Here is a 14353-nt window from a genome sequence, read left to right as displayed (position 1 = left end):
TTTTTGCATGTTGGTGCGGGATTTGGTGACGTCTATAAAAATGAAACGCATTTCCAAGTGGAAGATCGGGGTGGGGGCGGCGGTGTTCGTCGCGGTGGCGGCTGCGGTGGGGGCGAAGGTTGTTGGGTCGCCGACGGATTCTTATCTTGCTTATCGGGAGAAGGTTGCGGCGGAGGTGAGCGGGGCCAAGATGGAAGATCGGGCGGATCTAGACAAGAAATATGCGGCCGAGGTGAATGCGCGGCTGGCCAAGCTCGTTGGCGCGGTCAAGGCGAAAGGGTTTTCCCGGAAGACGGGGAGTAACGTGCAAAGCGTTATGCCCGATGATGGGATGACGCCCGGGCCGGATGGGCTGTTCTTGAAGTCGGATGACGGGAAGGTGAGTCTTCTAGTTACGACAGTTCCGCTTTTGAAGGCTTGGGTGAAGAGGGCGGATGCGGGGATCAAGTCCACGGATGATGTTGCCGTTATCTTCGATAACGAGACCTTTTATACGGATGTGTTCGCCGATGATGCAGCGGCGTTTCGGTTTGCCGAGTTGCCGGTGAAGCGGAAGCCGGCTGATGCGGTTGTGAAGGCGTTGCTGCTCGGGGAAAGCCAGGATGGGGTGCCGGAGGGGCCGAATACGTTGGCTGTCTCTGTCAAGCGAGGAGAGAGGGTTTATGTCCTCTGGCGGGAGGTGAAGGTGCCGGGGATTGCGGCTTGTGGGGTGGGGCGGGTGGATGAGGAGGCGCGACAGAAGTGTTTTGCTAAACACTTACCGATACAGAGGAGCTATTCGAGGCTCGTGTCAGATGTGCAAGCAATTGTGGATGACGTTGTTGAGTAGATCATAGCCTCTCGATTCTGCTGGTGATTTGGCTTGGGTGTGTGTGATGCAGTAAAATTCGATGAAAATAACTGAGGAAACGGGGAGGGGATGTGAAAAAAGAGGCTGATTTTTCAAATTTATATAAAAAAATTGATGCGACATCGAAGACGCGATTTCACTCCTCGAGACGATTAAAGTTGCATACAAAGCTGTCCACTGCGACAATAGTATTTATTTCGTTGGTTTTGATATTTACATCTCTTATGCAGGCGTATGAGTTGGGTGTGAATATAAAGTCTAAATATTTGGCGCTGATACAAGTTTTTTCGTCGATAACGGTGTTGGTATACTCTTTATTGATCGACAAGAATGATTTCTCAAGTCTGTCGGAGAAGATGTATGCTTGTGCGGCTAGGCTTGGTGAGCTGAAGCAAAAAATATATCCACATATGGAGAGTGGGACTGTGGATCAATATGATGATTTTAAAGATGAATACCATTCCATACTAAAATTGTATGAGACGGCGGCCATCAATGATTTTCGGGCGGATTATGTTCGTGCGCAACTTGATATGCCTGAAAATTATTCATTCGGATGGTTGAGGCGTCGGTACTTGATGTCGAAGGTCATGGTTTTGTATGTAATTAATTTTGCGCAATACGTGTTTGTTTTTGTTGTGTTTGCATATCTGCTTTTTTGGTTGTGGTGCGGTCCGCTGGCTGATCGATGAGCCTTTGATCTGAATGTGACGGCGAGGAAGTTTGATAGGGGTGCCCTCCTACATCTCGATTTCCTTGCCGACAGCTAGAAGTAGGGCAACCAGGGCGACGGACAGAAACTTTACCGGTACATCATGTTCGTGGCCAAGTGCGAGAACTCGGCCCCCACCAATCAGCGGTAGTCGAAGAATCGGCCCTCGATGACCAGCGGGCAACCGAAGTGCATGCCCGGAGTTACGAAAACGGGCCCTTTCGCTCTCCTTCAGCTGCGGTTCTGAGACGAAGGCGAAGTACCCCGTCAGATTGCATCAGATTCTCTCCCGAGCCATGGTTCGCCGGAACTCACGTGCCTTCACGATCCTCCCTCGCTGCAATACATATTCAACTCGCTCACCCTGACCGGCCACCACCCCAATATCCTCAAGCGGATTCCCATCAAGCACGACCAGATCCGCGATCGCTCCCGCCGCCACGACCCCGAGCTGCCCCTGCATGTTGACGATCTCCGCTGCCACGGTCGTTGCCGACCTGAGCGCTTCCAGATTCCCCAGCACCTCGGCCCGGATCCGGAACTCTCCGCTTTGAAATTCGTGCATTTCCCCGAGCAGATCCGACCCGAACCCCATCTTCACGCCGGCGTTCGCATAGATTTCCAGCGATTCGCGTCCTTTCTGCTGAACGGAAGCCACCTTCGCCACCGATTCCGGCGGCATCCCGAACTCCGCGCCGTGTTTGGCAAGCGCGTCATAAGTGACAAGCGTAGGCACCACAAACGCCCCATGCTCATGCATCAACTTCGCCGCAGCCTCATCCACAAGATTCCCGTGCTCGATCGTCCTGACCCCACACCGCACCGCCCGCGCAATCGCCCGCCCCGTATACGCGTGCGCCATCACATAAGTATTCGCGGCCTCGGCTTCATCCACGATGGCCCGAATCTCATCCTCGGAGTACTGCGTGTTCGCAATCGGATCAGTCGGCGAAGCCACGCCCCCTGACGCCATGATCTTGATCTGCGTCGCGCCTTTCTGAATTTCTTCACGAACCGCGAGCCGCACACCTTCGACCCCGTCCACCACCCGAGCAATCGCCCCCGTCCTGAAACAGCAAGAACAAGGCTCCAGCAAATCCCCACGAGGCCGAAAGTCCCCATGCCCGCCGGTCTGCGACAACGCCTTTCCTGACGGAAAAATCCGCGGCCCCGACACCAGCCCGGTTTCGACCGCCTGCATCAAACTCCAGTCCGCGCCCCCAGCATCACGCACGCTGGTGAACCCGCGCGACAGCATCGCATCAAGAATCGGCAACGACCGAATCGCGGCAAGAATATTCGGCTGCGTCGCATTCGCGCCGAGATTCGCATTCGACGCCAGCACATGCACATGGCAATCGATGAACCCCGGCATCACGGTCTTGCCGCGCACGTCGATCACCTGCGCATTCGGAAAATCCACCGGCCGATCGGTGACTTCGACGATCCGGTCGCCGTCGATCACAACATGATGATGGTCGAGCAGCACGCCCCGTTCGAGATCGAGTACGTTGCCGCCTTGAAGCACGGTAATGGTCATGGAGAGAGATCCTTATCGATTGACGGAAGCGGCACGCTTGGCGTCCTTCACGAAGCGCGTCCCGATGAAGCTGACGGCCGCCGCGAGGGTCACGTAGAAGGCCGGCGCCATGTTGCTGCCGGTGCGGGCGATGAGCCACGTGATCAGGAACGGCGCGAAGCCGCCGAAGATCGTGACCGCGAAGTTGTACGCGACGGACAGCCCGGTCGACAGCACCTTGGTCGGGAACAGTTCGGCGAACGCCGCGAGGATCGGCCCCGTGTAGATCGCGATCAGCACGCCGAACACGGCCTGGAACACGATCAGCGACGTGAACCCGGGCGCATGGTTGATCCACGCGAACATCGGCCACGCGAGCACGAAGATGGCCAGCGCCGATCCGGACAGGAACACGCGCCGTCCCCACACGTCGGCGAGCCGGCCGACGATCGGCGAGCAGCACATGATCATCAGCCCGCCGACCATGCCGGCCGCGAATCCGGTCGATTGCGGCAGATGCAGCGTGCGCACGGAATACGTCGGCATGTAGAAGAGCAGCACGTAGGTGCAGACTGTCCACAGAATGACCATCGAAAAGCTCGCGAACGTCTCGCGCGGGTAGGTGGACAGCACTTCCTTCAGCGGCGAGCTCTCTTTCGCCTGCGCTTCGACGGCGCTGAAGGCGGGCGTCTCGTCGATATGGCTGCGGATGAAGTAGCCGACGGGCCCGACGATGATCCCGAGCAGGAACGGTAGCCGCCAGCCCCAGCTATGCAGCGCCTGCGCGTCGAGCGACGTCGTGACGAAAGTGCCGGTTGCCGCACCGAGCAGCACGGCGAAGCCGATGCTCGACTGGATCCAGCTCGAGTAGTACGCGCGCTTCTCCGGCGGTGCGTATTCGGTGAGGAATGCGGTGGCGCCACCCATCTCGCCGCCGGCCGAGAAACCTTGCAGCAGCCGCGCGACGACAATCAGCAGCGGCGCGGCGATACCGGCCTGTTCGTAGGTCGGAGCGAGCCCGATGAGCGCGGTGCCGGCGGCCATCATGAGGATGGTGAGCGACAGCGCGGCCTTGCGCCCGACCTTGTCGGCGTAGATGCCGAGCACGATGCCGCCGACGGGCCGCATGAAGAAGCCGACGCCGAACGTCGCGACGGTCAGCAGCACGGACGTCAGTTCGTTGCCGGTCGGAAAGAACAACTTCGCGATGATGACCGCGAAGAAGCTGTAGACGGTGAAATCGAACCATTCGAGACCGTTGCCGATCACGGTCGCGACGATGGCGCGGCGGCGCTGCTGCACCGCCGCATCGACGGCAGGCGCGGCGCGCGGGGAAAGCGTTCCTTGCATGGTCTCTTCCTTGGTCAGAAGACGGGACGGGCGCCCCGCGTGAACCCCATGCTAAGGACAGCGCGATTTTTTTCTGAAACGAAAGATTCGCATGCACGCATGCGCTGGACGCATGCGTCGTGTTCTGGATGCGTCAGGGCGCCGTCTGCCGCTCCGCCTGTTCGAACAGCCAGCGGGTGAACAGGCGCGCGGCATGGTTCTGCGCGCGGTCGTTGGGCGAGATCACGTAGTAGCCGCCGCCGTGGCTCGCGGATGCGTCGGTCACGCGCACGAGCAGCCCGGCCTCGATGCACGCGTCGATCATGTAGCGCCAGCCGAGCGATATGCCCTGGCCGAGGATGGTCATCTGCACGATCTGCGGATACGAGTTGATCGTGATGTCCTGCGGCTGCGCTTTCTGCCGGTCGATGTCGTTCTGGTCGAACCATTCGGACCACGACATCCACTGACGCTGCCCGTCCTCGAGGCGCAGCAGCGTCTCGTTCGCGAGATCGGCCGCGTCGAGCGTGCGGCCGGCCAGGTAACCCGGCGCGCAGACGGGAAACACTTCCTCGTCGAACAGACGGCGCGCGGTGTATTCGGCGGGCGCCTGCTGGCGCACATAGTAGACGCCCACGTCGAACTCCGCCGGCGACATCGACGCGAGCCCGTCGCGCACGATCAGCCGCAGCTTGATGTCCGGATACGCGGCGCGAAACTCGGGCAGGCGCGGCGTGAGCCACAGCAGCGCGACACCGGACGAGCACGCGATCGTCAGTTCGAGATCGCCGTAGGGTTTCATCACGTCGTGCGTGGCTTCCGCGCATTGCGTGAGGAGACGGTGCACCTGCTCTGCGTATTGCTCGCCGGCGATCGTCAGCCGCAGCGAACGATGTTCGCGCACGAACAGCGAGCGGCCGAGGAATTCTTCGAGCTGCTGGATCTGCCGGCTGATGGCGCTTTGGGTCAGGTGCAGCTCGGTGGCGGCGCGCGTGAAGCTCGCATGCCGCACGGCGGCTTCGAACGCGATGAGGCACTGAAGGGGCGGCAGGGGCGTGATGCGCATGGCGGGCGTGAAGGTCTCGTGGCTCGCGACATCATAAGCGCGGATCGAAAGGAAATCACAAGCTGACGCATGGGGGAAAGCCCGACCGTCCGGGGCGTAATACAGATTTACAAAGTCCGGGTGATGCGGCGTCAACAGTGGGCGGGGACGCGGCGTTCACTACTGCAGCAACAATCCTTTTCACGACAAGACGGAAGAACTGCACTCATGAAACTCAAATCCATCCCCGTGATTCTGTGCGCCGCTTTGATGGCGAATGCCGCGTTCGCCGACGAGCTTCACAACAAGGCGATGGCCGCCACGCACGATCTTCAGCGGTCCATCGAAGAGATGCACGTGATCCAGCAGGAGCATGGCGGCGAGTTCGGTGGCCACATGCAGCGTGCGGAGCAACTGGCCCGGCAAGCCGAGCAGGAACGGAATGCCGCGCTCGAGTACTACCGCGCGCGACATCCCGGCTGGCAGTAACCCCTGTTCGCTTCACATGGCCACGACGTTTGGATGATCGATCATGAAATCTAAAACCTGTTACACCCTGGTCGCGTCGCTGCTGCTGGGCGCGTCGCTGTCCGGCTGCGTGGTGGCGCCGGCTGAACCGCCGGCGGTCGCTCCCGCGGGCGTCGTCTACGTTGCGCCGGTCGGCGTGATGCCGGCTCCCGGTTATTCGTGGCGCTATCACCCGCACTATGGGTGGGGATGGTGGCATCCGCACTACGGTTGGCATCGCGGCTGGCGCTAAAGTGAGGTCGCGCGGGAATGCCTGCGCGACGAATGCGGACGTAGGAGCAAGGCACGGGGAGGTTTCCCCGTGCTTTTTTTTGAGGGCTTCACGCCATTGCGTCCGTCGCGGATCGCATTCATGCGAAGATTGACCGCACAACACACTCGCCCGAGAACGACGTGACCCTATTCAACCCTGAGAGCAAACCGGACGCCGCCCATCCGCCGTGGATGCCCGTCGCGATGGCCGAACTCGGCATCCGCCGCCATCCGCCCGGCAGCATCAACCCGCGCATTGTCGAATACAACAACCAGACGAACCTGGTCGGCTACGACGACAAGATTTCCTGGTGTTCGTCGTTCGTCAACTGGTGCATGACGCACGCCGGTATTCGCGGCACGGGCTCTGCACTCGCGCGTTCGTGGCTCGAATGGGGGAGGCCGCTGGAACGCCCAGTCTACGGCTGTATCGCGATCCTGACGCGTGACGATCCCGCGAGCTGGAAAGGGCATGTCGGTTTCTATCTGCGTCACGACGACGAACAGGTGTATCTCTTCGGCGGCAACCAGCTGGAAGAAGTGCGCGAACTCGCGTACCCGTTGGACGAAGTGATCGGCTACCGCTGGCCCGTCGCAGGATGATCTCGCCGCGATAGCGGTCACAAAACAGCAAACACTGCCTTTTCCGCCGCTGCTAATCTGTCACGCAATCACGCAAATAACGACCCACTCGGAGGCCGTCGGTGCATCAACGAGCAACCGCCGACCTCCGCACCCACAAGGAGCCAGCAGTGCAAACCGGTAATCTCCGTCTCTACGCAGATACGCAATACGCGAGCCCTTACGCGATGTCGGTCTTCGTTGCGCTCGAGGAAAAATCGCTGCCTTACGAACTGGTGACCGTCGATCTCGGCAACCGCGCGCATTTCGCGCCCGACTACGCGGCGACATCCCTGACGCAACGCGTGCCGACGCTCGTGCACGATGATTTCGCGCTGTCGGAATCGTCGGCGATTACCGAGTATCTCGACGAGACTTTCCCGGGCACGCGGCTCTATCCGGTCGAGCCGCGCCAGCGCGCACGTGCGCGCCAGGTGCAGGCATGGCTGCGCAGCGACTTGATGCCGGTTCGTACGGAGCGGTCGACCGAAGTGCTGTTCTACGGGCCGTCGAGCGAGCCGCTGTCGAGCTTGGCGCAGGCCGCCGCGCAGAAGCTGTTCGCAGCCGCCGACAAATTGCTCGCGCCGGGTGCGGCAAACCTGTTTGGCGAGTGGAGCATTGCCGATGTTGACCTGGCGGTGATGCTGAACCGTCTGGTGCTGAACGACGATCCGGTGCCGCAGCGCCTCGCCGACTATGCGCGTGCGCAGTGGGAGCGGCCGTCGGTGCAGCGCTGGGTGAAGTTGAAGCGGCCGCCGCTGTAATTCGTGGGTGCAACGAGCGCGGCGGCTCGAAAGAGCGGGGCTGGCTGCCGCCGCGCCGCGTCTCAGACCGTCCCGCATGCAACCAAAATCGGCGTGCTAGAGTAAGCCGGCTTTCCCCCTTCACTCGAATCCTCCCGAACCGCCATGAGCTATCTTCCCCAACTCGCCGCAGTCGGCGGCGTGATGTTGCTGGCGTGCGTCAGCCCCGGTCCCGACCTGATCGCCGTTTCGTCCCATGCACTCGGCAATCGCCGCGCTGGCCTGCTGGCCGCGCTGGGCATCGCGTCGTCGCATGCGGTTTGGGCGGCGATGGCGATTTTCGGGCTCGGGCTGATCGTCGCGAAGCTCGCGTGGCTGTACGAGGCGATCCGCATCGCCGGTGCCGCGTACCTGATCTATCTGGGCATCAAGACGCTGTCGGGCCTGCGCCAGTCGGCACAGCAGGCTGAAGCTGCAAGCCAGCCGATCGTTCGCGGCGGCGTGCACGCCTACCGGAAAGGGTTGCTGGTCGGCCTGACCAACCCGAAAGCCGCGGCGTTCTTCGGCAGCCTGTTCGTCACGCTGCTGCCCGCGCATGCGCCGGCATGGGTGCATGGCGCGACGCTGGCCGTGGTCGTCGCCGTATCGCTGACGTGGTTCTGCACGGTCGCCGTGCTGTTCTCGACGAACCGTGTGCAAGTCGGCTACGCGAAACTGCGCAAGCCGATCGACGCGGTGATGGGGACGATCCTGCTGGGGCTCGGCGCGAAGCTGGCACTCGACCGATAACGCTGCAATGAGTGTGCTCGGCCCGATCCTCATCGTGCTCCTGCTGGCTGCAGGCGTGTTCGTAGCGATCCGGTTCTGGCACAAACCCATCACGCGTATCTTCACCGTTATCGTCGCCGTTATCGCAGGACTGGGTATTGCGTGGGCGGCGGTTTATCTGATCGCGTTGTCGTCGGTCCAATGTCTGGGATCGTGTGGCTGACGGGCGGGGCGCCGGCAAGTGTTGATGCCGGCGCCGTATCGTGATCACGCTCAGTTCTTCGCCACCGCCTCCACCTCCGGCCCACCCGCGGCCTCATTCCTGCTCCACCCACCCCCAAGCGACCGATAAAGCGCCACCGCCGCCAGCGCATGCTCGCGCTTGACCTGATTCAGTGAATCCGAATCCCGCAGATACACCTCCTGCGCCGACAGCACGTCCAGAAAATCCGTCGCACCGCCCTTATAAAGCTGATTCGCCAACCCAAGCGCTTTATCCGAAGCAGCCAGCGCACTACCAAGCCTCCGCGACGCCTCATCGGAACTGACGAGATTCGCCCGCGCATCCTCGACTTCCCTCAACGCCTGCAGCATCGTCTGTCGCAACCCGAGTTCCGACTCGCGCATCCGGCTTTCGCTCTGCGTGATATCGGCGGTAATGCGCCCTGCATTGAAGATCGGGCTAGTCGCGCTCAACGCAGCGCTGAACAGGTTATCGGTCAACGTAGGCAACCCGAGATACGAAGCCGCCAGAATCCCGTCCGTCAGGTTCAACGAAAACTTCGGATACCGCTCGGCCTTCGCCACCCCGACTTGCGCCGCACGCCGCTCGACCTGCGCATACGCGGTCAGCACATCCGGCCGCCGCAGCAACGCCTGCGACGGCAACGTCCCCGGCGAGCCCACCGGCGGCGCCGGAATCTCCCCAGCCTGCGCGAGCACGAGCCGATCGACCGATTCCGGCGTGCGCCCCGAATACACGGCGATCAGATTGAGCTGATGCGAAACCTGCGCCTGCGTCGGCGGAATCCGCGCTTCGAGTGCATCGAGCTGGTTCTGCGCACGCGTGACGTCGAGCTCCGTCGACAGCCCGAACGCCTGCCGCTTGCGCGTGAGTTCGAGCGCATGCTGCCGGATCTTCGCGTTGTCCTGCAGGATCTTCAATTCCTGCTGTGCCCAGCGCAGATCGACATACGCGGAAGCCGCATCGGCCGCGAGCGCGAGCCGCATCGCATCTTCCGCATGCTTCTGCCCGACGAGTTCGGCCTGCGCGGCAAGCAGATCGAGCCGTTCGCCGCCGAACACATCAGGCGACCAGCTCAGCGCGAGCCCCGCACCGGCCTGCCGCACATAGCCGAGCGGCGGCGGCGTGTTCTGGCGTGCGTCGGCCGCATGCGCGGTCGCATCGAGTTCGGGCAGCAGTACCGCACGCTTCTGCACGGTCAGCGCCTGCGCCTGCTTCACGCGTTCGGCGGCCGCCTGCAGATCGAGGTTGTCATTGAGCACGGTGGCAATCAGCCGGTCGAGCACGGGATCGCGGAATTGCGCCCACCACGCGGCGGCGTCGATGTCCGCACGCGGCACATCGGTATCCCAACCATCCGGCGCGAGCGTTCGAACCGAATCCTGAAGCGCCGGATGCTGCGCGGGCTGCACCGCACATCCTGCGGCGAGTGCGCTGACGGCGAGGGCGACGAGAAGTTTTTTCATGATGGTGATGACCTCAACCTCAGTGCGCATCCGGCGGCGGCGCGTTCAGGGAAATGGGTTTGGAGAAGACGACCGCGATCAACGCGACGACGAAGCACAGCGACAGCGCGTAGTACGCATCCGCGTAGGTGAGCGTCAGCGCTTCGCGATAGATCAGGTGGTGCAGGTTCGCGAGCCCGGCTTGCGCGGTGTCCAGCGTGTTGCCGGCCACGGACGTCCAGTACGCGGCCTGGCGATCGAGCAGCGATGCGACCTGCGGCTGGCCGGCGCTCACGTGCTCGTTCAGGCGCAGGTAGTGAAAATTCAATCGGTCGTTGAGCATCGTCGCACTCACCGCGATGCCGATCGCCCCGCCGAGATTGCGCATCAGGTTGAACAGGCCGCTCGCCGATTTCAGGCGCGACTGCGGCAGCGAGCCGAGCGCCATCGTCACGATCGGCGGCACGCTGAACTGCTGGCCGATGCCGCGCAGCGCCTGCGGCAGCAGCAGTTCGCGCCAGCCCCAGTCGTGCGTGATCGGCGTGTACAGGTAGCAGCCGAGCCCGAAACAGATCAACCCGAACACCAGCAGCGCGCGCAGGCTGAAGAAGCGCGCGGCGAACGCATACGCACAGAGCGCGACCAGCTGGAACGCGCCGACCGACAGCAACGCCATGCCGATCTGCAGCGAGCTGAATGCGCGCACCTGCGCAAGAAAAAGCGGCGTCAGGAACACGGTCACGAAGATCCCGATGCCGGTCACGAACGACAGCAGGCTGCCGATCCCGAAGTTGCGCACGACGAGCGCGCGCAGGTCGACGATCGGATCCTTCGCGGTCAGCGCATGCACGATGAACAGGAAGCCGCAGATGCCGGAGATCCACGCGCAGATCACGATCGCGTCGTCGCCGAACCAGTTCTTGCGCGGGCCTTCTTCCAGCACGTATTCGAGGCAGCCGAGGAAGCCCGACATCAGCACGATGCCGAGATAGTCGCCGCGCTTGATGAGGCTGAGGTCGGGTTCGTCGATGTGCACGTAGCGCGGCACGAGCGCGGCCACAGCGATACCCGGCACGAGGTTCAGGTAGAACAGCCAGTGCCACGACCACTGGTCGGTGATCCAGCCGCCGATCACAGGGCCGATCGCCGGCGCGAGCGACGCGAGCGCGCCGATGGTCGTCGATGCGATCAGCCGCTGCTTGCCGGGGAACAGCACGAACGCGGTGGTGAACACGGTCGGGATCATCGCGGCGCCGAGGGCGCCCTGCAGCCCGCGAAACAGGATCATCGAGTTGATGTCCCAGGCGACGCCGCACAGCATGCTGGTGATCGTGAAACCGACCGCCGATGCAGCGAACAGCCAGCGCGTCGACATCACCTTCGACAGCCAGCCCGACATCGGGATCACGATGATCTCGGCGATCAGGTACGCCGTTTGCACCCACGACAATTCGTCCTGGCTGGCGGAAAGCCCGCCGCCGATGTCGCGCAGCGACGACGCGACGATCTGGATGTCGAGCGTCGCCATGAAGAAGCCGACGCACATCAGCGCGAAAGCGAACACGCGCTGCTTGGTGGGTTGCGACGCGGGGTCGCCGGAAAACGCGGTGGTCATCGTCGTCTCCCGTTCAGTTCGCGTGATCGGTATGCACGGTCACGACCGCGGACAGGCCGGGGCGCAGCACGTGGTCGAGTCCCGGCTGCGGATCGAGATGCACGCGCACCGGTACGCGCTGGACGATCTTCGTGAAGTTACCGGTCGCGTTCTCGGGCGGCAGCACGCTGAAGGTTGCGCCGGTGGCGGGCGCGAGGCTGTCGACGCGGCCGTGCAGTTTCGTGCTCGACGCATCGAGCGACACGTCGACGCGATCGCCCGCGTGCATCTTGCGAAGCTGGTCTTCCTTGAAGTTCGCGTCGACCCACAGTCCGGCAGCCGGCACGACCGTCAGCAGCGGCACACCGACGTTCGCGAGCATCCCCACGCGGCCCGTGCGGTTGCCGACGTAGCCATCGACCGGCGAGCGGATCGTCGTGTATTCGACGTTGAGCGCGGCGACACGCTGCGCGGCAAGCGCGGTGTTCACTCGCGCCTGCGCATCGGCGAGTTGCGCGCCGAGCACGTCGAGCTGACGCTTCGATGCGAGCAGCGCGGCGTCGCTGCGCTCGACGGCGGCGCCGGCCTTCGAGTAGTCGGCGTCCGCGCGTTCGACGATCTGGTTCGACACGGCGTCGGATTTGACGAGCTCGCGATAGCGCACGCGATCCGATGCGGCGCGTGTCAGCTCGGCCGACGACGCGTTCTTGTCGGCTGCCTGCTGGCCGATCACCGCGTATTGCAGTTGCTGCTTCGCCGCGAGTTCGGTCACGGCGGAGCGGGCGCTGTCGACTTCGGCACTGGCCTGCGCGAGCTTTGCGTCGTAGTCGCGCGCATCGAGCTGCACGAGCACGTCGCCGGCCTTCACGCGCTGGTTGTCGGTCACGAGGATCTTGTCGACGAAGCCGTTGACCTTCGGCGCGAGCACCGTCACGTCGCCGCCGACATACGCATCGTCGGTGCTCTCCTGGAAGCGCAGCACGAACAGCCAGTCGAGCGCGGCGGCGACGACGACGATGACGACGGCACCCACCGCGATGCGCATCCACGGCACGCGGCGCTGTTGCTTCGCGGGCTGGTCGAGTGTGGCTGCTTCACGGGATGTGGCAGCGGCTTGGGTCGTATCCATCGATTCACCTATGTATATGCACTTATCAAGTCGATCGACGACGGGTCGTCGATCGGGGAAGGGGCTAGCGTTCCGGCAGGTTGTGCGTGATCCGGAACAATTCGTCTCTCAGGCGGGCCGCCTGCGTCGACCCGAACCGCTGCTCGAACGCTTCCTGCGCGGCGAGCCAGTGCACCTGCGCGTCGGCGATTTTCGTTTCGCCGTGCGCGGTCAGCGCGAACGTCTGGCGGCGGCATCGCGGCTCGATCCGGCCGGCTACCAGCGCTGCGCCGACGAGCGGCTTGAGCGCGCGCAGCAGCGCGGTGCGTTCGATCACCAGCACGGCCGACAGTGTCGCCATCGTCAGGCCCGGCCGGTCGCGCAGCAGCGCAAGAATGCTGTACTGCGACGACGTCACGCCCGCCCGCGACAGATAACGCTCGTAGAACTGCGAGATCCGGCGGGCGGCTTGCCGGACCGCGAAGCAATCGTCATCGGTGAGCGTGGTCTTGTGCATGTACACATGTTAGGGGGCAATACCGCGCGAAGCGAGCGGCGGGGCGCGATCAGATTGTTGTCATGGCTGTACCAATCGGCGTCAGGCTGCCGCCGGAACGATCCAGCCTTCGCGGTCGCAGTAGGCGGCCGTGTAGTCGATGAATGCCTTGACCTTCGCGGGCAGCAGCGCGCGGTTCGCGTACGCGAGCTTGATCTCGACGAATTTGTCGACGAGATCGGCATCCGCGAGCAACTGCACGAGCGCGCCCGACGCGAGTTCGGCCTGGACGAGCGTTTTCGGCACGACGCCGATCCCGAAGTCGTGCATCACCATTTCGCGGTTGAAGACTGGGCTGTTCGACGAGATGTCGAAGCGGAACGGCACGGTCAGCAGGTCGCCGTCGACGCGGAACGACAGCGCGGGCCGGCGCAGCGACGGTGACATCGGCACGAACGGGTGGTCGGCGAGATCGGCCGGCATGACCGGGCGCGAATGGGCGCGCAGGTAGGTGGGCGTCGCGACGATCACGAGCGGAATCCGTTCGACCAGCCGCACGACGGTCGATTCGTTCGTCAACATGTACGGCACGACGATGCCGATGTCGTAGCCTTCGCCGACGAGATCGATGGGCCGCTCGGTCAGCGTCACGTCGAGGCGCACCTTCGGGTGCGCGGCCTTGAAGCCGGCGATCAGCGGCACCAGCCGGTTCAGCGCGGCCGTCGTGTGCGCGACGAGCCGCAGCAGGCCTTCGGGCTCGCGCGTCGGCGCCTGCGCTTCCGCTTCGAGCGAGTCGAGTTCGTCGAGCACGGCCGCGCAGCGCTCGTAGATGCGCTCGGCCGTTTCGGTCAGCGACACCTGGCGCGTGGTCCGGTGCAGCAGCCGGCTGCCGAAACGCGCCTCCAGATCCGCAACCGCGCGCGACACGACAGGCCGTGCGAGGCCGTGCATGTCGGCGGCGCGCGTGAAGCTGCGCATCTCGACCACCGACCGGAAAATCCGCAGCTTGTCGATGTAGTCCATGTCCGTCTCCTTGACGCGAGGCCGGCCACCGGCCTTGTTACGGCGGAGTGTACATTGACTTTATGCATATGCACAT

At 63.1% G+C, this 14353-nt stretch carries 16 protein-coding genes; 8 read left to right on the top strand and 8 right to left on the bottom strand.

The window, feature by feature from the left end:
• The first annotated feature begins 40 nt into the window (after positions 1–40).
• On the top strand, positions 41–829 hold the full coding sequence (locus BCEP18194_RS34515; protein ID WP_041493633.1) for a hypothetical protein: 789 nt from the start codon (positions 41–43) through the stop codon (positions 827–829).
• 92 nt (positions 830–921) lie between these two features.
• On the top strand, positions 922–1542 hold the full coding sequence (locus tag BCEP18194_RS34510; RefSeq protein WP_011355948.1) for an SLATT domain-containing protein: 621 nt from the start codon (positions 922–924) through the stop codon (positions 1540–1542).
• Between the two features lie 297 nt (positions 1543–1839).
• Here BCEP18194_RS34510 and BCEP18194_RS34505 read toward each other — a convergent pair whose 3' ends face one another.
• The 3 genes from BCEP18194_RS34505 to BCEP18194_RS34495 all read right to left on the bottom strand — a co-directional run bounded on the left by BCEP18194_RS34505 (position 1840) and on the right by BCEP18194_RS34495 (position 5476).
• The gene (locus BCEP18194_RS34505; RefSeq protein ID WP_011355947.1) at positions 1840–3102 is read right to left on the bottom strand and encodes a metal-dependent hydrolase family protein; all 1263 of its coding nucleotides are present in this window, start codon (positions 3100–3102) and stop codon (positions 1840–1842) included.
• A 12-nt stretch (positions 3103–3114) separates the two neighbouring features.
• A complete protein-coding gene (locus BCEP18194_RS34500; protein ID WP_011355946.1) occupies positions 3115–4431 on the bottom strand; it encodes an MFS transporter in 1317 nt (438 codons plus the stop codon).
• Between the two features lie 133 nt (positions 4432–4564).
• A complete protein-coding gene (locus BCEP18194_RS34495; protein ID WP_011355945.1) occupies positions 4565–5476 on the bottom strand; it encodes a LysR substrate-binding domain-containing protein in 912 nt (303 codons plus the stop codon).
• 207 nt (positions 5477–5683) lie between these two features.
• On the opposite strand from BCEP18194_RS34495, the gene BCEP18194_RS34490 reads away from it, so the two are divergent.
• From BCEP18194_RS34490 to BCEP18194_RS34465, 6 genes are all read left to right on the top strand, one after another.
• Positions 5684–5944: a hypothetical protein gene (locus BCEP18194_RS34490; RefSeq protein ID WP_157687357.1), complete on the top strand. Its 261-nt coding sequence runs from the start codon at positions 5684–5686 to the stop codon at positions 5942–5944.
• Positions 5945–5987: 43 nt separating this feature from the next.
• Complete coding sequence (locus tag BCEP18194_RS34485; RefSeq protein WP_011355943.1) at positions 5988–6215, top strand: hypothetical protein; 228 nt, start codon at positions 5988–5990, stop codon at positions 6213–6215.
• Between the two features lie 212 nt (positions 6216–6427).
• Positions 6428–6838: a TIGR02594 family protein gene (locus BCEP18194_RS34480; RefSeq protein WP_011355942.1), complete on the top strand. Its 411-nt coding sequence runs from the start codon at positions 6428–6430 to the stop codon at positions 6836–6838.
• 149 nt (positions 6839–6987) lie between these two features.
• Positions 6988–7620 (top strand): glutathione transferase, encoded by a 633-nt coding sequence (gene yfcF / locus BCEP18194_RS34475; RefSeq protein WP_011355941.1) that lies wholly within the window; start codon positions 6988–6990, stop codon positions 7618–7620.
• A 144-nt stretch (positions 7621–7764) separates the two neighbouring features.
• Positions 7765–8388 carry a LysE family transporter gene (locus tag BCEP18194_RS34470; protein ID WP_011355940.1) on the top strand — a complete coding sequence of 208 codons (624 nt, stop codon included), beginning with the start codon at positions 7765–7767 and terminating at the stop codon, positions 8386–8388.
• A 7-nt stretch (positions 8389–8395) separates the two neighbouring features.
• Positions 8396–8590: a hypothetical protein gene (locus tag BCEP18194_RS34465; protein ID WP_041493365.1), complete on the top strand. Its 195-nt coding sequence runs from the start codon at positions 8396–8398 to the stop codon at positions 8588–8590.
• Between the two features lie 50 nt (positions 8591–8640).
• Here BCEP18194_RS34465 and BCEP18194_RS34460 read toward each other — a convergent pair whose 3' ends face one another.
• From BCEP18194_RS34460 to BCEP18194_RS34440, 5 genes are all read right to left on the bottom strand, one after another.
• Positions 8641–10077 (bottom strand): efflux transporter outer membrane subunit, encoded by a 1437-nt coding sequence (locus BCEP18194_RS34460; RefSeq protein WP_011355939.1) that lies wholly within the window; start codon positions 10075–10077, stop codon positions 8641–8643.
• Between the two features lie 19 nt (positions 10078–10096).
• Positions 10097–11671: a DHA2 family efflux MFS transporter permease subunit gene (locus BCEP18194_RS34455; RefSeq protein ID WP_011355938.1), complete on the bottom strand. Its 1575-nt coding sequence runs from the start codon at positions 11669–11671 to the stop codon at positions 10097–10099.
• Positions 11672–11684: 13 nt separating this feature from the next.
• Entirely contained in the window at positions 11685–12779 is a 1095-nt protein-coding gene (locus BCEP18194_RS34450) for an HlyD family secretion protein (protein WP_011355937.1), read from the bottom strand.
• A gap of 64 nt (positions 12780–12843) precedes the next feature.
• The gene (locus BCEP18194_RS34445; RefSeq protein ID WP_011355936.1) at positions 12844–13275 is read right to left on the bottom strand and encodes a MarR family winged helix-turn-helix transcriptional regulator; all 432 of its coding nucleotides are present in this window, start codon (positions 13273–13275) and stop codon (positions 12844–12846) included.
• Between the two features lie 81 nt (positions 13276–13356).
• The gene (locus BCEP18194_RS34440; protein ID WP_011355935.1) at positions 13357–14277 is read right to left on the bottom strand and encodes a LysR family transcriptional regulator; all 921 of its coding nucleotides are present in this window, start codon (positions 14275–14277) and stop codon (positions 13357–13359) included.
• Positions 14278–14353 lie beyond the last annotated feature (76 nt).

Origin of the sequence: Burkholderia lata, assembly GCF_000012945.1 — a bacterium.
Taxonomy (GTDB): Bacteria; Pseudomonadota; Gammaproteobacteria; order Burkholderiales; family Burkholderiaceae; genus Burkholderia; species Burkholderia lata.
The sequence above is the reverse complement of the archived record's forward strand: the minus strand, read 5'-3'. Positions and strand labels throughout refer to the sequence as shown.